Origin of the sequence: Microbacterium flavescens, from assembly GCF_018588945.1 — a bacterium.
GTDB classification, from domain to species: Bacteria; Actinomycetota; Actinomycetes; order Actinomycetales; family Microbacteriaceae; genus Microbacterium; species Microbacterium flavescens.
This window is the reverse complement of record NZ_JAFIWA010000007.1, coordinates 13,065-31,712: the sequence shown is the minus strand read 5'-3', so window position 1 is coordinate 31,712 and position 18,648 is coordinate 13,065. Positions and strand designations below refer to the sequence as shown.

At 70.2% G+C, this 18,648-nt stretch carries 17 protein-coding genes and 2 tRNA genes; 12 read left to right on the top strand and 7 right to left on the bottom strand.

What is annotated here, in order from left to right:
* Positions 1-78 precede the first annotated feature (78 nt).
* Both gltX and JX005_RS13735 read left to right on the top strand, forming a co-directional pair.
* Positions 79-1,593: a glutamate--tRNA ligase gene (gltX, locus tag JX005_RS13740; RefSeq protein WP_214468118.1), complete on the top strand. Its 1,515-nt coding sequence runs from the start codon at positions 79-81 to the stop codon at positions 1,591-1,593.
* 75 nt (positions 1,594-1,668) lie between these two features.
* Positions 1,669-1,743, top strand: a tRNA-Gln gene (locus JX005_RS13735).
* 47 nt (positions 1,744-1,790) lie between these two features.
* Here the strand turns inward: JX005_RS13735 and JX005_RS13730 are convergent.
* A complete protein-coding gene (locus JX005_RS13730; protein ID WP_214468117.1) occupies positions 1,791-3,224 on the bottom strand; it encodes a hypothetical protein in 1,434 nt (477 codons plus the stop codon).
* 286 nt (positions 3,225-3,510) lie between these two features.
* On the opposite strand from JX005_RS13730, the gene JX005_RS13725 reads away from it, so the two are divergent.
* Entirely contained in the window at positions 3,511-4,368 is an 858-nt protein-coding gene (locus JX005_RS13725) for a hypothetical protein (protein WP_214468116.1), read from the top strand.
* On the opposite strand, the gene JX005_RS13720 is transcribed toward JX005_RS13725, so the two are convergent.
* Positions 4,308-5,228 (bottom strand): aminoglycoside phosphotransferase family protein, encoded by a 921-nt coding sequence (locus JX005_RS13720; RefSeq protein WP_214468115.1) that lies wholly within the window; start codon positions 5,226-5,228, stop codon positions 4,308-4,310. The genes JX005_RS13725 and JX005_RS13720 overlap by 61 nt on opposite strands.
* Positions 5,229-5,308: 80 nt before the next feature.
* Between JX005_RS13720 and JX005_RS13715 the strand changes: the two genes are divergently transcribed.
* Genes JX005_RS13715 through JX005_RS13700 form a run of 4 tightly spaced genes read left to right on the top strand, consistent with a single transcriptional unit; the run spans position 5,309 to position 9,426 of the window.
* Positions 5,309-6,088, top strand: coding sequence for a DeoR/GlpR family DNA-binding transcription regulator (locus JX005_RS13715; RefSeq protein WP_214468114.1), 780 nt, complete (start codon positions 5,309-5,311; stop codon positions 6,086-6,088).
* Positions 6,085-7,035: a 1-phosphofructokinase gene (gene pfkB, locus JX005_RS13710; protein ID WP_214468113.1), complete on the top strand. Its 951-nt coding sequence runs from the start codon at positions 6,085-6,087 to the stop codon at positions 7,033-7,035. Before JX005_RS13715 ends, pfkB begins: the two co-directional genes overlap by 4 nt.
* Before the next feature lie 31 nt (positions 7,036-7,066).
* Positions 7,067-9,121, top strand: a complete 2,055-nt coding sequence (locus JX005_RS13705; protein WP_214468112.1) for a PTS fructose transporter subunit IIABC — start codon at positions 7,067-7,069, stop codon at positions 9,119-9,121.
* A 35-nt stretch (positions 9,122-9,156) separates the two neighbouring features.
* Entirely contained in the window at positions 9,157-9,426 is a 270-nt protein-coding gene (locus JX005_RS13700; RefSeq protein ID WP_214468111.1) for an HPr family phosphocarrier protein, read from the top strand.
* A gap of 97 nt (positions 9,427-9,523) precedes the next feature.
* Here the strand turns inward: JX005_RS13700 and JX005_RS13695 are convergent, their stop codons facing one another.
* The gene (locus JX005_RS13695) at positions 9,524-10,159 is read right to left on the bottom strand and encodes an MBL fold metallo-hydrolase (RefSeq protein WP_214468110.1); all 636 of its coding nucleotides are present in this window, start codon (positions 10,157-10,159) and stop codon (positions 9,524-9,526) included.
* A 107-nt stretch (positions 10,160-10,266) separates the two neighbouring features.
* Here JX005_RS13695 and JX005_RS13690 point away from each other — a divergent pair.
* Positions 10,267-10,342, top strand: a tRNA-Glu gene (locus tag JX005_RS13690).
* Positions 10,343-10,384: 42 nt separating this feature from the next.
* Here JX005_RS13690 and JX005_RS13685 read toward each other — a convergent pair.
* Genes JX005_RS13685 through JX005_RS13670 form a run of 4 tightly spaced genes read right to left on the bottom strand, consistent with a single transcriptional unit; the run spans position 10,385 to position 13,580 of the window.
* Entirely contained in the window at positions 10,385-10,981 is a 597-nt protein-coding gene (locus tag JX005_RS13685) for a DUF2238 domain-containing protein (protein ID WP_214468109.1), read from the bottom strand.
* Positions 10,978-11,817 carry an endonuclease/exonuclease/phosphatase family protein gene (locus JX005_RS13680; protein ID WP_307858594.1) on the bottom strand — a complete coding sequence of 280 codons (840 nt, stop codon included), beginning with the start codon at positions 11,815-11,817 and terminating at the stop codon, positions 10,978-10,980. The genes JX005_RS13685 and JX005_RS13680 overlap by 4 nt, the downstream gene beginning before the upstream one ends.
* 30 nt (positions 11,818-11,847) lie before the next feature.
* Complete coding sequence (locus JX005_RS13675; RefSeq protein ID WP_214468108.1) at positions 11,848-13,026, bottom strand: DUF4349 domain-containing protein; 1,179 nt, start codon at positions 13,024-13,026, stop codon at positions 11,848-11,850.
* Positions 13,023-13,580, bottom strand: coding sequence for an RNA polymerase sigma factor (locus JX005_RS13670; RefSeq protein ID WP_214468107.1), 558 nt, complete (start codon positions 13,578-13,580; stop codon positions 13,023-13,025). The genes JX005_RS13675 and JX005_RS13670 overlap by 4 nt, the downstream gene beginning before the upstream one ends.
* A gap of 284 nt (positions 13,581-13,864) precedes the next feature.
* Between JX005_RS13670 and JX005_RS13665 the strand changes: the two genes are divergently transcribed.
* From JX005_RS13665 to murA, 4 genes are all read left to right on the top strand, one after another.
* A complete protein-coding gene (locus tag JX005_RS13665) occupies positions 13,865-14,935 on the top strand; it encodes a TerC family protein (RefSeq protein ID WP_214468106.1) in 1,071 nt (356 codons plus the stop codon).
* Positions 14,936-15,134: 199 nt separating this feature from the next.
* The gene (gene leuC / locus JX005_RS13660; protein ID WP_214468105.1) at positions 15,135-16,613 is read left to right on the top strand and encodes a 3-isopropylmalate dehydratase large subunit; all 1,479 of its coding nucleotides are present in this window, start codon (positions 15,135-15,137) and stop codon (positions 16,611-16,613) included.
* Between the two features lies 1 nt (position 16,614).
* Complete coding sequence (gene leuD, locus JX005_RS13655) at positions 16,615-17,211, top strand: 3-isopropylmalate dehydratase small subunit (protein WP_214468104.1); 597 nt, start codon at positions 16,615-16,617, stop codon at positions 17,209-17,211.
* Positions 17,212-17,280: 69 nt separating this feature from the next.
* Positions 17,281-18,648: a UDP-N-acetylglucosamine 1-carboxyvinyltransferase gene (gene murA / locus JX005_RS13650; RefSeq protein WP_214468103.1), complete on the top strand. Its 1,368-nt coding sequence runs from the start codon at positions 17,281-17,283 to the stop codon at positions 18,646-18,648.

Here is an 18,648-nt window from a genome sequence, read left to right as displayed (position 1 = left end):
TGTCACCCGTTCGGCGGACAGCGGCCCTGCAGCTCCTCCACCGGGCATCGCAGCATCCCGCAACTAGACTTGTCGGCGATGCCTTCTTCACCCGATCCCCGCACCACCACCGCGACCGGGGCCGACGTGCGCGTGCGCTTCTGCCCGTCGCCCACCGGCCTTCCGCATGTGGGTCTGATCCGCACGGTCCTGTTCAACTGGGCGTACGCGCGGCACAACGGCGGCAAGCTCGTCTTCCGCATCGAAGACACCGACTCCGCGCGGGACAGCGAGGAGAGCTATCTTCAGCTGCTCGATGCCCTGCGGTGGCTCGAGATCGACTGGGACGAAGGGGTCGAGGTCGGCGGTCCCCACGCGCCGTACCGCCAGTCGCAGCGGCACGACATCTACCGGGAGGTGCTGGACAAGCTCGTCGCGGCCGGCGCCGTGTACGAGAGCTACTCGACGGCAGAGGAGATCGACGCCCGCAACGAGGCGAACGGACGCGCGAAGCAGCTCGGCTACGACAACTTCGACCGCGATCTGACCGACGAGCAGAAGGCGGCGTTCCGGGCGGAGGGCCGCGAGCCCGCCTGGCGCCTGCGGGTCCCCGAGGAGGACCTCACCTACGTCGACCTCATCCGCGGCGAGGTGACGTTCCCGGCCGGATCCTTCCCCGACTTCGTGCTCGTGCGCGCCGGCGGCGTGCCGCTCTACCCGTTCGTGAATCCGGTCGACGACGCGCTCATGGGCATCACCCACGTCATCCGCGGCGAGGACCTCATGCCCTCGACCGCACGCCAGCTCGCGCTGTACCGTGCGCTCGTCGACGCCGGCGTGACGACGTTCATCCCGCGCTTCGCGCACATGCCGCTGGTGCTCGGCGAGGTCGGCAACAAGAAGCTCTCCAAGCGCGACCCGAAGGCCGACCTCTTCCTTCAGCGCGAGAAGGGCTTCATCCACGAAGGCCTGCTCAACTACCTGTCGCTTCTCGGCTGGTCGATCGCGCCCGATCGCGACGTGTTCACGCTCGACGAGCTCGTCGAGGCCTTCGACATCGTCGACGTGAATCCGAACCCCGCCCGCTTCGATCAGAAGAAGGCCGAGTCGATCAACGGCGACCACATTCGGATGCTGCAGCCCGCCGACTTCGCAGAGCGGCTGGTCCCGTACCTGGCCACGGCGGGTCTTGTGTCGGAGCCGCCGACGCCGCAGCAGCAGCAGATCATCGAGGCCGCGGCACCACTCGTGCAGGAGCGCATGCAGCTCCTCGGCGAAGCGCCCGGGCTGCTGGGGTTTCTCCTGCGTGATGAGGTCGTCTACGACGAGGACGCTCTCTCGAGCCTGCCCGCGAACGCGGGGGAGGTGCTGGTGGCCTCCGTCGGGGCGCTCGAGAGCGTGCCCGACTCCGACTTCACTGCGGCGGCGCTGCAGGAGGCTCTCTCGGCAGCGCTGATCGATGGACTGGGTCTCAAGCCGCGCGTCGCCTACGGTCCGCTCCGTGTCGCGCTGAGCGGGCGCCGGATCTCGCCGCCGCTCTTCGAGTCGATGGAGCTGCTGGGCAAGACGGTATCCATCGGCCGTCTCGGCGATCTTGTGCCCCGCGTCAGCTGACGCGACACGCTGGGTTTGGTTCAGACGGCTCCGTCGTCTAAACTTGATCTTCGGCACGACTGCGGTCGTACGCCTTGGGGTATGGTGTAATTGGCAACACGGAGGTTTCTGGTACCTTTGTTCTTGGTTCGAGTCCAGGTACCCCAGCCAAACGAAAAAACCCCCGCTCAGCGGGGGTTTTTCGTTTCTCCAGGCGCTTACGCGATGGCTGGTTCCCCCATCGCCCGGCTCCGGTGACTCACCCGATGGCCAATCCAGAATCCGATCGCCACGAGGCCTGCGAGCGCTGCGAGCAGCAGCCACGGCAGCACCATGGGCGTCGCTCCCGCCGCTCCTGCGGCGAGCTCGCCGGAGCCGTCCGCGATCTGCGCGGTGCCGTCGTTGAGGGACGCGGCACCGGTGGCCAGCTCGACCGTTCCGTCGGCCAGCGTCTGCGAGCCTTCGGCCAGCGTGCCCGAACCGGCGGCGAGTTCTTCCGTTCCGGTCGAGAGCGCCTCCGCTCCCGCTGCGAGCTTCGAGGTGCCGTCGGCCAGCGTCGTGGCGCCGGCGGACAGCGAGCCTGCGCCGCTTGCGAGGGACTGCGTGCCCGTGTGCAGACTCGCGGCGCCCGAGGCGAGTTCCCCTGCACCGGCGGCGACCTTGTCGGCGCCCGCCCGCACCTGCGCGACGCCGTCGCGCAGGTCAGCCGCCCCGGCTGCGAGCGCGGGGGCGCCGGTCTTCTCGTCCGCGAGTGCGACCGTGCCGGGCCACTTGTTCGCGGTGTCGCCGTGGACGAGCCCGTCGAGACCGCCGACGACCTGCTCAGCACCGCCCGCTGCCTGCATCAGGCCCTGCGCGAGCGCCGGTGCGCCGGCGGCAGGCTTGGCCAACGCGCCGACCTGCAGTTCGAGTCCCGCAGAGAGCTGCTTCAGGCCCTGCAGGGTCGCATTGGTCGGGTCTGCTCCCGCGAGCGCGGCGATCGTCGTCGCCAGCGTGTGGGCGTTGCCCGGTGCCGACGCCGCAACGGCGCCGAGCTGCGCCCCTGCGCCCGAGAGCGTCACGACGTCGGGCGTCACTCCCTTCGCGAGCAGGTCGCGGAAGCCCTCGGCCTTCGACAGGAGCGTCTTGGAGTAGGTGTCCGCGCCGACCACCCCTTGAGCGAGCAGCGCGGTCTTGCCCGCCAGCGTCTCTGCGCCGATCGAGGCGTTCTTCGCTCCAGCGGCCAGATCCGCCGCACCCGTCGCGGCACGCTGCGCACCGGCGCTCAGGTTCGCAGCTCCGGTGGCCGCCGAGGATGCGCCCTCCGAGAGCGAGGACGCTCCGCTCGACAGCTGCGCCGCTCCCGCGTCGGCCGACGTTGCGCCGGCCGTGAGCGCCGCGGCACCGGCGGCCGCAGCCGCAGCACCGTCGTCGAGCTGCGTCGCACCCGCGCTGAGCTCGGCGGCGCCGTCGGACAGCGTGACCGCGCCGGCGGCGAGCTCCGCCGATCCGGCGTCCGCCTGCGTCGTGCCGTCGGCGAGCTGCTGCGCGCCTGCGGCGATCTTCGACGTCGTGGCGAAGTAGAGGAAGATCATCGCGGCTAGCAGCACGCTGAGCACGATGACGGCGATGCGCATGCCGAGGCCGTGCGTGTGGACTGTCGTTCTCGTCACTGAGGACTCCTGGTGGTCGCGCCTGCGGGCAGGCGTGCGGAAGTGCGCCGGCATGCTGTCGCCGGCCGACGACGCGATCTCCGGGGTGGTGATCGCCGGCGCACCATCGTCGGTGCGCCGGGACGAGCGTCGTCGTGAAGCGATGCGAAGGTAGCAGTCGGCGGATCGACGTCGCCGCACTCTTCCGGCTGGGACCAAGTGTCACGTTTGCTGAGACTCGATTTCTGTAGATGGTCGACAAAGAACCGTCCGAGACGAATGCCTCCAGCGGGCGGATAATGGCCCCATGGACGCGCCAGCGCTGACGACGGCCCGCATGGAGGAGCTCGCCGCTCTGCGGCGCCGCGCGTACGGCCCGGATGCCGACATCGACGGCGATCCGATCGCCCAGCGGCGGCTTCACGAACTCGAGGAACTGGCGCGGCCGATCCCGGCCGAGGATCTCACGGCATCGAGCGATGATGACGGCGGCGCCCGCCGCGTCGGCCCCCTGCTCGCTCCCGAGCCGCAGCCCGTCGTCGGCGAGGCATCCGAGACCTCACCTCCCGCTGCAGACACACCTCCCGTGCACAATGCCGATCTGCCCGAGGCACCCGACGCCGCGGCGTCTCCCACGGCGCCCGCGCGCCGCTGGTGGCAGCGGGTCCCGCTGTGGGCGGTCACCGCAGCGGCCGGGGTAGGGCTGGGAATCTGGCTCGGGTTCCTGTGGCCCACCGATTCCGAGCCTCCGCCGGATCTCACGCTCCAGGTCGAGCCGGGCGGCGGCGAGCGCGGTGCCGGGTTCAGAGAGAACCTCGACTACTGGGGGGTCGACCCGGGAAGCGTGGTGCCGCACGAGGCTTTCGATGTGATCCAGGTCTGGACGGCTCGAGCGGTCGACGACTCGCGCTGCGTGCTCCTGTCGCACGACGACGGCTTCCTCAGTGCGACGTGCAGCGGCGCGGGGCTCGACCCCGTGCTGGACTTCACGGTGTACGACGGGATGTCCCTCGCGCTCGACGAGCCCCTTCCCATCGGGACGGTGATCCGCTTCGTGGGGCGCGGCGGGCACGTGGATGTCTGGGTGAGCACGCCGGGCGGCGGTCAGCGCGGGGATGCCGCGGCGATCACCTCGCGGGCGGAATCGGCGCCGAGCTTCTCGTAGTCCGGGTTGTCGTCGCTGTGCGCGAGCAGCACGACGGCGATCGCGGCTGCCCACGCATGCGCGCGGATCCAGGTGGCGCGGTCGTATCGATCGCCGGCCGCCTCGACGAAAGCCGACCGGCCGGCGTGGTCGAACGCGAGCCACGCGACGGCGAGGTCGTACGCCGGATCGCCGGCTGTCACGTCGCCGAAGTCGATGATCGCGCGCAGCCGCCCGCCGGCCGCGACGAGGTTGCCCGGATGCAGGTCACCGTGGATCCACACCGGAGTCGCGGCCCAAGGACGCTCGGCGACACCGCGGAGCCACACGTCCGTCAGCGCGGCCGCCGCGGGAGAGTCCAGTCGACCAGAGGCGGTGAGGATGTGCACGCGTTCCTCGAACACCGCCGCCCGCGTCGCGAGAGCACGCCCGCGCACCGGGTTGACCGGGTGGTCGGCGGGTGCCTCTACGTGAAGTGCCGCCAGCGCCCGTGCGAGCGGCCCCGCCCACTCGCGTCGCTCGACCCGTGGCACGTCGATCCCGCGCACTCCCTCGAACCACGGCACGAGAGACCACGGCCACGGGAACCCGGCAGCGGGACGGCCGTGCACGAGCGGCGTGGGGACGCGGACACCCGTCGCCTCCACCGCCGGGGCGATCAGCGGCAGGCTGCGCTGCTCGTGTTCGATGAGGGGGGCGGCGACCGCCCGGCGCGGGAGACGAACAGCGAGGTCCGCACCCAGCCGCCACAGTTCGCTGTCCCAGCCCTCGGCTACCCGGATCAAGGGGAGGGACGCGACGTCGGAGGGCGCCTGCGCCGCGAGGAGCCGGCGCACCAGGGCCTCGTCGATGGTCATGTCGGCGGAGGGTTTGTCGGCCACGGTAAGACGATATCCAACAGTGGATATTGTTTTATGTTGGGATGTGTTGTATTCTGTGGGAATCCGATGGAGGGTCATGAATGTACGCGACGGAGCGCCAGGAGCAGATCGAACGCCTGCTGGAGACGGACGGCAGAGTGAGCGTCGTTGAACTCGCCGGTCGCTTCGACGTCACGACGGAGACTGTGCGCCGCGACCTCGACCAGTTGGAGGCCGAAGGCGTGCTGCGTCGCGTCCACGGCGGTGCGGTCGGCATCGAGCGGGCGAGCACCACCGAAGCGTCGCTGTGGGAGCGACAGCAGCGACAGGGGCCGGCCAAGGCCGCGATCGGCGCCCGCGCGGCGGCTGCGCTCCCCGACGGATTCCGAGGATCCGTGTTCTTCGATGCGGGCACCACCACCGCAGCCGTTGCTGCACACCTGGGGCGGCGCCTCAGGTCCGAAGAAGTCGAGGTCGTGACCCACGCCCTCAGCCTGGCCCACGCGCTCAGTGCGGCGACGGACACCAGGCTGACGCTCATCGGGGGCCGGGTCCGCGGCGTGACCGGCGCCGCCGTCGGCACCGACACCGTCCACGCGATCGAGGGCATGCGCCCCGACATCGCCTTCCTGGGGGCGAACGGCGTGTCGGCCGGGTTCGGTCTGAGCACCCCAGATCCCGACGAGGCCGCCGTCAAGAGGGCCATCGTCCGCACTGCGCGCCGGGTCATCCTCGTCGCGGACGCCGAGAAGCTCGGTCGCGAGCTGCTCGTCGGCTTCGCATCGCTGTCCGATGTGGACGTGCTCGTCACCGACGGCCGGCCCGACACGGAACTCGCCGCTGCGCTCGCGGACGCCGACGTGGAGGTGTGGCGGCCATGATCGTCACCCTCACGGCGAACCCGTCCCTCGACCGCACGATCGCGCTGGATCAGCCGCTTCGGCCCGGCGATGTCCAGGCCGCGGCATCCTCGCGCGAGGACGCCGGCGGGAAGGGCATCAACGTCGCTCGCGCGGTGTCGGCGGCCGGAGTCGACGTCGTCGCCGTCCTGCCGCTCGCCGACGACGACCCGTTCGACACCGCCCTGCGCGGATCGTCGCTGACCGCATATCGCGTCACGGTCCGCGGCCATGCCCGCGCCAACGTCACCATCACCGATCCCTCGGGGATGACCACGAAGCTCAACCTGCCCGGCGCCCCATTGAGCGGAGCGGATGCCGCGGCCGTCGTGTCTGCGGTCGTCGACGCGTCGTCCGCAGCTCGGTGGCTGGTGCTGGCGGGATCGCTGCCGCCCGGTGTCGACGACAACTTCTACGTCGACGTCATCTCGGCTGTCCGCGAAGCCCACGGCACCGATGCCCCGCTGATCGCGGTCGACACCTCCGGCCCGGCGCTGGCGGCCGTCGTCGAGCGCGGCCGGCCCGACCTGATCAAGCCCAATGACGACGAGCTCGCCGAGCTCGCCGGCGTCGCGCTTACCGACGGCGGCGCTGCGGCAGCCGTTGTCGATGTGGCACGCGCGCTCGTGCCCTCGCGGGTCGCCGCGGCGCTCGTCACGCTCGGCGCTGCCGGCGCGGTGCTCGTCACAGCCGACGCCGCCTGGTCGGCCGCTCCGCCCGCCGTCCGCGTCGTCAGCACGGTCGGGGCGGGCGACAGCTCGCTCGCGGGGTACGTCCTGGCCGAAGCCGCCGGAGCGACGCCGGAGGAGCGGCTGCGTCAGGCCGTGCGCTACGGCGCGGCTGCGGCATCCCTTCCCGGCACCCAAGCGCCGACGCCCGCCGACCTTCCCGCCGGCCACGTGCTCGTCACCCTTCTCTCGCCAGCCTGATCCCAGCCAACACCGACCCCTGGAGGTCACCGTGTCCGACACCATCACACCGGAGCTCGTCAGTCTCGACGTCGGCCTCGGCTCCGACAAGGCGGAGGTCATCCGCGCGCTCGCCGCTCGGGTCGTCGCTCAGGGCCGCGCCACCGACGCCCAGGCGCTGTTCGACGACGCGTGGACGCGTGAACTCAAGGACGAGACAGGGCTGCCCGGCGGGATCGCGATCCCGCACGCCAAGAGCGCGGCCGTCATCGAACCGTCCCTCGCGTTCGCGCGGCTCGCGCCCGGGATCGACTTCGGCGCACCGGACGGTCCCGCGGATCTCGTATTCCTGATCGCCGCTCCCGAAGGCGCAGCCGAGGCGCACCTCGCGGTGCTGTCCAAGCTCGCGCGCAGCCTCATGCAGGAGGGCTTCACCGCCGGGCTGCGCGCGGCACGGACCGACGACGAGGTCGTCGCGATCGTGCGCGAGGCGATCGGGGAGGGGGATGCTTCGACCGCCGCCCCCCGCGCCGCGGCGCCGGCCGCCACAGCGTCCGCCGCCGCCACCCCGACGCCGAGCGAGCTGGTCGTCGACGGTCGCCCCGCACGGATCGTCGCCGTCACCGCGTGCGCGACCGGCATCGCCCACACCTTCATGGCCGCGGACGCGCTGACGGCAGCCGGCGTGGCCGGGGGAGTAGACCTCGTCGTCGAGCCGCAGGGCTCCAGCGGTTACCAGGCGCTGCCCCGAGACGTCATCGACCGCGCCGACGCGGTGATCTTCGCGACCGACGTCGACGTGCGCGAGCCGCAGCGGTTCGCGGGCAAGCCCGTCGTGCGCTCCGGCGTCAAGCGCGGCATCGAACAGCCCCGCGAGCTGATCGCCGAGGCTGTCGCCGCGGCCAACGACCCCGACGCGACCCGTGTCTCCGGCACCGCGGGCGCGGCGAGCGCCGCTGCGTCGTCTGAGCCGATCTCCTGGGGAGCCCGCATCCAGCGGATCCTCCTCACCGGCGTCAGCTACATGATCCCGTTCGTCGCGGGCGGGGGACTCCTGATCGCCCTCGGATTCCTCTTCTTCGGCGACGACTACACCGCGCCGGCGAATGCCAACACCGTGGTCGTCCAGAACTCGCTGTGGGACCTCCCCGAGGGAGGGCTCGGCATCTACCTGGGATCCGTGGCCTTCGCCATCGGTGCGGCGTCCATGGGATTCCTGGTGTCCGCCCTGGCGGGGTACATCGCCTTCGCCATCGCGGATCGTCCCGGAATCGCCCCCGGATTCGTGGCGGGTGCGGTCGCCGTCCTGATGAACGCCGGCTTCATCGGCGGTATCATCGGCGGCCTTCTCGCCGGCGTGACGGCGTGGTGGATCGGCACCTGGCGGGTGCCCCGGTGGCTGCGCGGCCTGATGCCCGTCGCGATCATCCCCCTGCTGGCCTCGATCGTCGCCTCCGGGCTGATGGTGCTGTTCCTCGGGCGCCCGATCGCGACGCTGATGGAGCTCCTGACCCTCTGGCTCAACGACCTCGCCGGCACGGCCGGCATCGTCGTCGTCGGGGTGATCCTCGGGCTGATGATGTGCTTCGACCTCGGCGGGCCCGTCAACAAGGTGGCGTACGCCTTCGCCGTGGCGGGACTCGCCGCCGGGTCGCCGGACAACCCCACGCCGTACTTGATCATGGCCGCGGTCATGGCCGCCGGCATGGTGCCGCCCCTCGCGATGGCGCTCGCGTCCACGGTGATCGCCCGCGACCTGTTCCCGCCCGTCGAGCGAGAGAACGGCAAGGCGGCCTGGCTGCTCGGTGCCGCCTTCATCAGCGAGGGCGCCATTCCTTTCGCTGCCGCCGATCCGCTGCGGGTCATCCCGGCATCCCTTGTCGGCGGCGCGGTGACGGGCGGCCTGAGCATGGCGCTGGCGGTCCAGTCACTGGCACCGCACGGCGGCGCGTTCGTATTCTTCGCGATCAGTCCGTTCTGGGGCTTCCTGGTGGCCATCGCGGCCGGTACGGTCGTGACCGCACTCGTGGTCGTCGCACTCAAGAAGTGGGTCGGCCGCAAGGAGCTGGAGCAGGCAGAAGCTCCGTTCGAGGCAGTGCCCGCGTGACCGACCGCACGACCATCCATCGAAGGAGACACGAAATGGCAGAACGTCAGGCCACCATCGCGAGCAGCTCAGGGCTGCACGCCCGCCCCGCGAAGCTCTTCGTGCAGGCCGTGCAGGAGAAGGGCGTGCCCGTGACCATCGCGGTGGAGGGCGGGCCGGACCTCAACGCCGGCAGCATCCTGTCCCTCATGGGGCTCGGTGCGTCGCATGGTACCGTCGTGACACTCAAGGCCGAGGGGGAGGGTTCCGAGCAGGCTCTCGACGAACTCGTCGAACTGCTCGAAACCGATCTCGACGCCGAGTAGCGCGCTCGGTCGCCCCGCGATCGGCGCGACACAGCACGACGGATGCCGCGGAGAGAAGCCGCGCGGCATCCGTCGTCTGCGTTTCACGCGGCGTGCGCTACAGGTCTGTGGAGTCGCCGGGGTCGAGCACGAGGAACTCTCCACCGCCCTGCTCGACCGCCCAGCGCAGCCGAGCGCGCCCCATGTCGCGGCCGACGACCGACAGTGTCATGTCATGCGTGCCGAAGACCTGTCGCGGCGCCACCTTCAGCACGAAGTCCATCGCCTCGCCGATCTTGAGCCACGGCGCTCCGACCGGCGCGGCGAGCAGCCGCACCTCCTTGCCCGGAACCGCGTACGAGTCGCCCGGGTAGTAGAACTCGTCGTTCACCATCACGCCGACGTTGTCGATCACCGGGATGGACTCGTGGATCACCGCGTGGCGGCCGCCGAAGAACTCCAGGCGGAACGGCTCGAGCTCGAGCGTGTCGCCCGGGCGGACAGGCGTCACCTCGTACCCGGCGGCGGCCTTGCCCACGCCCTCGGGGCCGTAGATCGGTGTGTTCGGGAACGCCTTCAGCAGACGGTCGAGGTGATCGGGAGTCCAGTGGTCGGGGTGTTCGTGGGTGATCACGATGCCGACAAGATCCTGGATGTCCACGAGCGGCGTCGTGAAGGACCCGGGGTCGATGACCAGCGTCCGTCCGGCTTCGAGGAGGGTCAGGGCGGCATGCTCGAACTTGGTCACTCGCATGCCCCGAGTCAACCCCGGAGACTCGGCGCGGGCAAGCGACGCGTCGGTTCCCGCGCGGATTTGGAGAGGGCATGAACGGCATGGCATAATCGAACGGTTGCGAAAACGGCCCCATCGTATAGCGGCCTAGTACGCCGCCCTCTCACGGCGGTAACGCGGGTTCGAATCCCGCTGGGGTCACCAACACGAAAGAAGCCCGGTCCATCGGACCGGGCTTCTTGCTTTCTACCGGTCGTCGACCGCGACCCTCGCCCGAACTCCCAGCGGGACGAAGGCCGTGACGACTCCGGCGACGACGCCGCCGAGTCCGCCGACGACCATGTCGCCGATGGTGTCGGCGTACGCGACGAAGATGTCATCGCTGATGAAGGTGTAGCCGAACCACTCGACCATCTCCCAGAGAGCGCTGATCGCCAGGGCGAGCACCGGAACGACGATGAGCGGGACGCGACGCATCGAACGGGTCTCGGGTTGCCACACGACAACGCCCCAGCGGCTCAGCAGCACGCAGAGCATCGCGGCCACCACGCCGGTCGCCACGAAATGCACCGCCAGATCCCACCACGCGATCGACGTGTAGAGATCGAGCACATTGCTCCACGCCGCCACGAGGATCGTGATCCCGTAGGCGATGTCGAACCCCGGCCGCACGCTGAGGAAGCGGGGGAGGAGCGTGGCCGGCAGCGCGAAGGCGAGGATTCCGGCATCCGTCGGCGTCCACCAGATCGCCCCCGCGAGGACGCTGACCACGGCGAGGATCCGCACGCCGTCGGCGGTGAGCTCGCCCGCGGTGCGGGGCCATTGCAGGAACGCGCGTCTCATGCCGCCTCCTCCGCCAGGACGCGGAGGACCGTCTGCACGGGCAGGTGATCCGACGGCCAGCCTCCGTCGATCCGACCGGCGTTGATGGCGGTGCGGTCGACCGTGACGCCGGAAGACACCAGGATCCAGTCGATCCGCGCGCCCTTCGACCGGGGTGCCCGGTACCGAGCGTAGGTCCCCCATTCCGGGGTCAGGCGAGCGGATGCCGCGTCCCACGCATCCCGGAGTCCGTCACCCTCCAGCAGCGTGCTCATCGGACGAGACGATGCGCGGCTGTTGAGATCACCGGTCACCACCACCGGAGTTCCGGCGTCGGCCGCGCCTTCGCGGATCACGGCCGCCGAACGCACTCGCGACCGGTGCGACAGCGGGTCGAGGTGCGTGTTCATCGCCGTGAAGGACTGCTCTGTCGAGCGATCCCTGAACAGCGCGGTGACGAGGACCCGCGCGATCGGATTGCCCCACGAGCGCGAACCGGCGACGTCGGGGCTGTCCGACAGCGCCTTCTGCGACCACCGCAGAAGCTCCAGGCGTCCGGCGTCGTAGACGATCGGGCATCCTTCGCCGCCACCGGTGGCGCTGCGACCGTGGCCGATCAGCCTGTAGGCCGGACCGAGGGAGTCGCGCACGAGCGACGCCTGGTCGGGAAGCGCCTCCTGCAGCCCCACGAGCGTCGGGACCTCCGTGCGCAGAAGCGTCCGGACACGTGGCGCCCGGACGCTCCAGCGATCCGCCGGCGAGAACGCGGCCGCGTCCAGTCGGCGACGCACGTTGAACGTCATCACATGGAGTCCGGGCGGATGAACTGGCCCGATCAGGGGCTCGTAGCCGCTCACGTCGTCTCCTCGTAGGGGGAGGACCCCACGCTAGTCCGACGGCGGAGCGATCTCCGAGGCGGTTGACACGGGGCGGTGATCTCGATTAGCCGCTCGCCGGCGGCGCACCGCCCGCACGATGGCCCACACGATCAGGCCGGCGACGGCCGCGACCGCCAGCCACGGGATCAGGAAGCCCAGGGCGATGACAATGCCGTTGAGCGTCGCGACGAGGCCGTTCCATCCCGCGACGAGTCCGTCGGCGAAACCGGCGGGGTCGGCCTCGACCGTCTCGACGACAGGGTGCAGCGTCACCGTCAGCGACGACATGGCCACCTGGTCCTCGAGCATCTCCAGCTGCTGCTGGTAGGACTCCAGCATCGCCTGCCGCTCCGAGAGGGCGGCTTCCGCAGCGATGAGGTCGGACACGCTCGAGGCCTCGGCCATGAGGTCGACGAGACGGTCGACGGATGCCTGCGCCGCGTCGATCCGAGCGCGCAGATCGACGGTCTGCTCGGTGACGTCCTGCCGGTTGATGGACGACGCGGTCACCTCGCCGACGTCCGACAGCTCGTCGATCACGGCAGGCAGCTCGCCGGACGGGACGCGGATGCTGATCCAGGCGCCGTTCGGGGTGTACGGGTAGGGCATCGTGTCGTACGCGACGCCGGTCTGCGGGTCGACCGGGTAGTAGGCCCCGTCGGTGCCGATGTTCATCGACTCGACGTAGCCGTCGTGCGCGACCGCGGAGTTGCCGATGGTCCGCGCCCCGACGGTCACGTCGTCGACGGCCACGGTGGCCGACGCGGTCGTGATGATCTCGCGCTCGACGGCCGACTCCTCGCCCATCACGGCGGCGCCGGGCGCACCGGTCAGGTCGCTCCGGCTGCCGCCGCTGTCGTCGGTGGTGGCGCCGGAGTCGAGTGCCGCATCGCCGTCGCTCTCGGAGGACTCGACGGGGACATCGGGGGCGATGGCGGAGTCGGCAGACCCGCCGGCGCCGCCGCTGACGAGGGGGACCACGCTCGGGGCGATGACCGCCGCGACCGCCACGATCGCCGCAGCCGCACCGCCGGCCAGCCAGATCCGCCCGCGGCGCGCGCTGCGGGCGTGTGTCGCCGTCCGTTCGCGCGCGATGTCGGCGAACAGCGCGTTCTCGATCTCGTCGATGCGCTGGTCGCTCAGTTCGGGAAGCGCCGCCGGCGCCCCCGTGGGGTGCTGGGTGCTCATGTGCTCTCCTTCACAACGGTCCGGAGACGCGTCCGGATGCGGGAGAGACGGTTGCGCACGACGCCGTGGGCCACGCCGAGCTCATCGGCGGCCGCCTGGTAGGCGTATCCCTCGGCCGCGCACAGGCGGAAGATGTCGCGGTCGAGCGGGCTGAGCCCGGCGACCTCCTGCAGGATGCGGTCAGCCAGGTCGGCCCCGATCACCTGCTCCTCGACGTCCACGGTCGCGGGCAGGGTCTCGTCGGCGGCAGCGGCCGTGTGCTCGCGATCGCGCTTCTGCCTGCGGATGCGGTTGGCGGCCTGGAAGCGGCACACCGTCGCCAGCCACGGCAGCAGCGATTCCCCGGCCAGCTCGAGGCCGGGCAGCTTCCGCCACGCGACCAGGAACGTCTCCTGGGTCACGTCCTCGGCATCGGCCGCGTTCCCGACCAGCCCGTAGGCGAGCCAGTACACCGGCCGCACGTAGGCACGGTAGAGGGCGCGGAAGGCGTGCTCGCTGCCCCCCGCCGCCTGCGCCACGAGCGCAGCGTCGTCCCGCTCGGTGTCCTGTGGCATTCCCGTCCTTCTGCCCCGTCGGCGCCACCGGGCAGGCGACGTCGCGGAGCACCATTGTCTCTCACGGTGTCAGTGTCGCCGGGAGATCCATCGTCTCGCAGACGGCGGGCGCGGCATCCCGAGCCTGTATCCTGATCGGGCGAGAGGGAGTATCCCGACAGCGCGCGTCCGTCATCACGGGTCCCGAGAGTGCGACCCCGGATGCGCGCCGTGACCGTCAGGGTCACGGGGAGAGACTCTCGGCGTTCCGCCGACCCTCCGTCCTCTCCCTTGAAAGGCCCTCAATGGACCTCGAACTCCCGCTGTGGTTCGAAATCGGATCGCTCGTGATCCTGACCCTCATCCTCCTCGCGGACCTGCTGCTCATCCTGAAGCGGCCGCACATCCCGTCGACGCGGGAGTCGACACTGTGGGTGGTCTTCTACGTCACCCTCGCGCTCATCTTCGCCGCGCTGATGTGGGTGTTCGCCGGAGCCGAGTACGCCGGTCAGTTCGTCGCCGGCTGGCTCACCGAGTACAGCCTCTCGATCGACAATCTGTTCGTCTTCGTGCTGATCATGAGCCAGTTCGCGGTGCCGCGGCGCTACCAGCAGGAAGTGCTGATGGTGGGCATCATCATCGCCCTGGTCCTGCGCGGCCTGTTCATCCTCGCGGGCGCTGCGATCATCGAGCAGTTCAGCTGGGTGTTCTACCTCTTCGGAGCCTTCCTCGTGTGGACGGCGTGGCGTCAGGCCTTCCCCGGCGGCGACCACGACGACGACGTGAAGCAGGAGAACTTCGTCGTCCGCCTGCTGCGGCGCGCGATCGACATCACCGATCACTACGACGGCGCGAAGATCCGCACCGTCGTCGACGGCAAGAAGATGTTCACGCCGATGATCATCGTGTTCGCCGCGATCGGCGTCACCGACCTGCTGTTCGCGATCGACTCCATCCCCGCGATCTTCGGCATCACGACGAGCCCCTTCATCGTGTTCACCGCCAACATCTTCGCGCTCATGGGCCTGCGCCAGCTGTACTTCCTGCTGGGCGACCTGCTCGACCGCCTGCGGTACCTCCACTACGGCATCGCCTTCATCCTGGCCTTCATCGGCGTGAAGCTCGTGTTCCACGCCATGCACGTGAACGAGCTGCCCTTCATCAACAACGGCGAGCACATCGAGTGGGCGCCCGAGATCTCGACGTGGATGTCGCTCGGCGTGATCGTCGTCGCGATGACGGTCGCGACGGTCGCGAGCCTGGTCGCCTCCTCCCGCGAGAAGAAGGCGGGAAGCGCGGATGCCGCGGCCGCCGTCGTCGCGGATGAGAAGGGCACGCCGCCGACCGTCGAGCACCACCGGGGCGACCAGCACTGATCCTCACGGCCGCCGCGCACGCGTCACACGACGTCGTGCGCGGCGCGTCGGGGTTCGAGCGGGTGGTAGCCTGGGCCCCGTGCGGATCGCTCGCCTTCTCCTTAGCGGCCGCGACGAGTCCTAGTTCCAGGCCTCCCTCGTCGCGGAGTTCGTCGCGGGCCCCCTTAGCGGACACAGTCCCCTCCGAGGAGAACAGAGCATGAGCATTTCCGACGCATCCGGCATCCCCGATCGTCCTCGCACCCTGGCCGAGAAGGTCTGGGACGACCATCTCGTCGTCAAAGGCGAGGACGGCCAGCCCGACCTGATCTACATCGACCTCCATCTCGTGCACGAGGTCACCAGCCCGCAGGCCTTCGACGGCCTCCGTGCCGAGGGGCGCCCGGTGCGGCGCCTCGACCTGACCATTGCGACCGAGGATCACAACACCCCGACGCTCGACATCGACAAGCCCATCGCCGACCTGACGAGCCGCACCCAGATCGAGACGCTGCGGCGCAACGCCGAGGAGTTCGGCGTCCGGCTGCACTCGCTCGGCGACAAGGAGCAGGGCATCGTCCACGTCGTCGGACCCCAGCTGGGCCTGACGATGCCGGGCATCACCGTGGTCTGCGGCGACAGCCACACCAGCACCCACGGCGCCTTCGGCGCGATGGCCTTCGGCATCGGCACCAGCGAGGTCGAGCACGTCATGGCGACGCAGACGCTCCCGCTGAAGCCGTTCAAGACGATGGCGATCACCGTCGAGGGCGAGCTGAAGCCCGGCGTGACGGCGAAGGACGTGATCCTCGCCATCATCGCCAAGATCGGCGCCAACGGCGGGCAGGGCTACGTGCTCGAATTCCGCGGCAGCGCGATCCGCTCCCTCTCCATGGAGGGGCGCATGACGATGTGCAACATGTCGATCGAGGCCGGCGCACGCGCCGGCATGATCGCGCCTGACGAGATCACCTTCGACTACGTCAAGGGCCGGCCGCACGCCCCGCGGGGTGAGGACTGGGACGACGCGGTCGCCTACTGGCGCACGCTGCCCAGCGACGAGGGCGCGGTCTACGACGCCGAGGTGTACCTCGACGCCGCCGAACTCGAGCCCTTCGTCACGTGGGGCACCAACCCCGGCCAGGGCGTGTCGCTGTCCGATGTCGTGCCGAGCCCGGCCGACATCACGGACCCCAACGACCGCGCCGCCGCGGAGCGCGCGCTGGCGTACATGGCTCTCGAGCCCGGCACCCCGATGAGGGATGTGCCGGTCGACGCCGTCTTCATGGGCTCCTGCACGAACAGCCGCATCGAGGACCTCCGCGCGTTCGCCTCCGTCGTCCGCGGTCGCACCAAGGCCGACGGCGTCCGCGTCATGGTCGTGCCGGGTTCGGCACGCGTCCGGCTCGAGGCCGAGGCCGAGGGGCTCGACAAGGTCTTCACCGACTTCGGCGCCGAGTGGCGCTTCGCCGGCTGCTCGATGTGCCTCGGCATGAACCCCGATCAGCTCGCGCCGGGGGAGCGCTGCGCGTCGACGAGCAACCGCAACTTCGAGGGCCGGCAGGGCAAGGGGGGGCGCACTCACCTGGTGTCGCCGCTGGTGGCCGCCGCCACCGCCGTGCGCGGCACGCTCTCGAGCCCGAGCGACCTGGAGCCGATCGCGGCGGACTCCGCGGTCGCGGCAGGAGCGGAGGCCTGACATGGAGAAGTTCATCACCCACACCGGCATCGCCGCTCCGCTGCGGCGTTCGGCCGTCGACACCGATCAGATCATCCCGGCCGTCTACCTCAAGCGCGTCACCAAGACGGGCTTCGAGGACGCGCTGTTCGCCAGTTGGCGGCAGGACCCGGAGTTCGTGCTCAACCAGCCGGCGTACCAGGGCGCAAGCGTGCTCGTCGCCGGTCCCGATTTCGGCACCGGCTCCAGCCGCGAGCACGCGGTGTGGGCCCTGCGGGACTTCGGCTTCCACGTGGTGCTGAGCCCGAGGTTCGCCGACATCTTCCGCGGCAACGCCGGCAAGCAGGGACTCGTCGCCGGCGTGATCGACGAGGACGAGCTCGAGCCGATCTGGCGCATCATCGAGGCCGACCCGGGCATCGAGATGACCGTCGATCTCGAGGCGCGACGCGCGACGATCGGCGATCACCAGGTCGCTTTCGACATCGACGATTACACTAGGTGGCGGCTTCTCGAAGGGCTCGACGACATCGGGCTCACGCTGCGCAACGAAGACAAGATCGCGCAGTTCGAGGCTCGCCGCGAGGCATGGCGGCCACGGACGCTCCCCGTTCCGTGAGCCAGGGCACGCACCCCACGAGGGCGCGTGATCTGCCCACCCTCCAGAGACACAAGTGAGGTCCACCGGATGAAGTCCGCTCTCAGCGTTACGCCCAGCACGCCCGCGGGCGAAGAACCCGCCGGCGAGGTCCTCGCGATCCGAGGGGGGCGACCGCTGACCGGGCGCGTCGAGGTGAAGGGCGCGAAGAACCTCGTCACCAAGGCGATGGTGGCGGCTCTTCTCGGGGGCACGAACAGCGTGCTGCGCGACGTTCCCGACATCAGCGACGTCCAGGTGGTCCGCTCCCTGCTCGAGGTCCACGGCGTGCGCGTCTGGGACGGCGAAGAGGACGGCACCCTCCACTTCGACCCCAGCGGGGCCGAGTCGGCGCACTTCGAGGCGATCGACGCGCATGCCGGGGCATCCCGCATCCCGATCCTGTTCTGCGGACCCCTGCTGCACCTGCTGGGCGAGGCGCTCATCCCCGACCTCGGCGGCTGCCGCATCGGAGACCGCCCGATCAACTTCCACATGGATGCGCTGCGCGCGTTCGGCGCGGTCGTCGACAAGAGCTACGAGGGCATCCGGATCACGGCGCCCGACGGGCTGCACGGAGCGAACATCGAGCTGCCGTACCCGAGCGTCGGCGCCACGGAGCAGGTGCTGCTGACGGCCGTGAAGGCCAAGGGCACGACCGAGCTCCGCAACGCGGCCATCGAGCCCGAGATCATGGATCTCATCGCCGTCCTGCAGAAGATGGGCGCGATCATCTCGTACGAGCCCAACCGCGTCATCCTCATCGAGGGCGTCGACGAGCTGCGCGGCTACGACCACCGAGCGATCTTCGACCGGAACGAGGCGGCGTCCTGGGCGTGCGCGGCGCTGGCCACCGACGGCGACATCTTCGTCGGCGGTGCCAAGCAGCAGGAGATGCTCACGTTCCTCAACGTGTTCCGCAAGGCGGGCGGGTGGTTCGACGTGCATGAGGACGGGATCCAGTTCCGTCGCGGGGGAGCGCTCAAGCCCGTCGTCGTCGAGACCGACGTCCACCCCGGGTTCATGACCGACTGGCAGCAGCCGCTCATCGTGGCGCTCACGCAGGCCGAGGGTACGTCCACGGTCCACGAGACCGTGTACGAGAACCGCCTCGGCTTCACCCAGGCCCTCGTGCAGATGGGCGCCGACATCGTCGTCCACCCGCACGGCATCGACGCGGGCGACCGGCGGGTGCCCCGTCGGGAGCTGGAGCAGGCCGCCGTCATCAGCGGGCCGACCCCGCTGCACGGCGCCGACGTCGTGGTTCCCGACCTCCGCGGCGGCTACAGCTACGTGATCGCCGCGCTGGCCGCCGAGGGCGAGTCCGTCGTGCGCAACGTCGGGATCATCCGACGGGGCTACGAGAAGTTCCTGACCAAGCTCGAGACGCTCGGCGCCGACTTCGACGTCATCGGATAG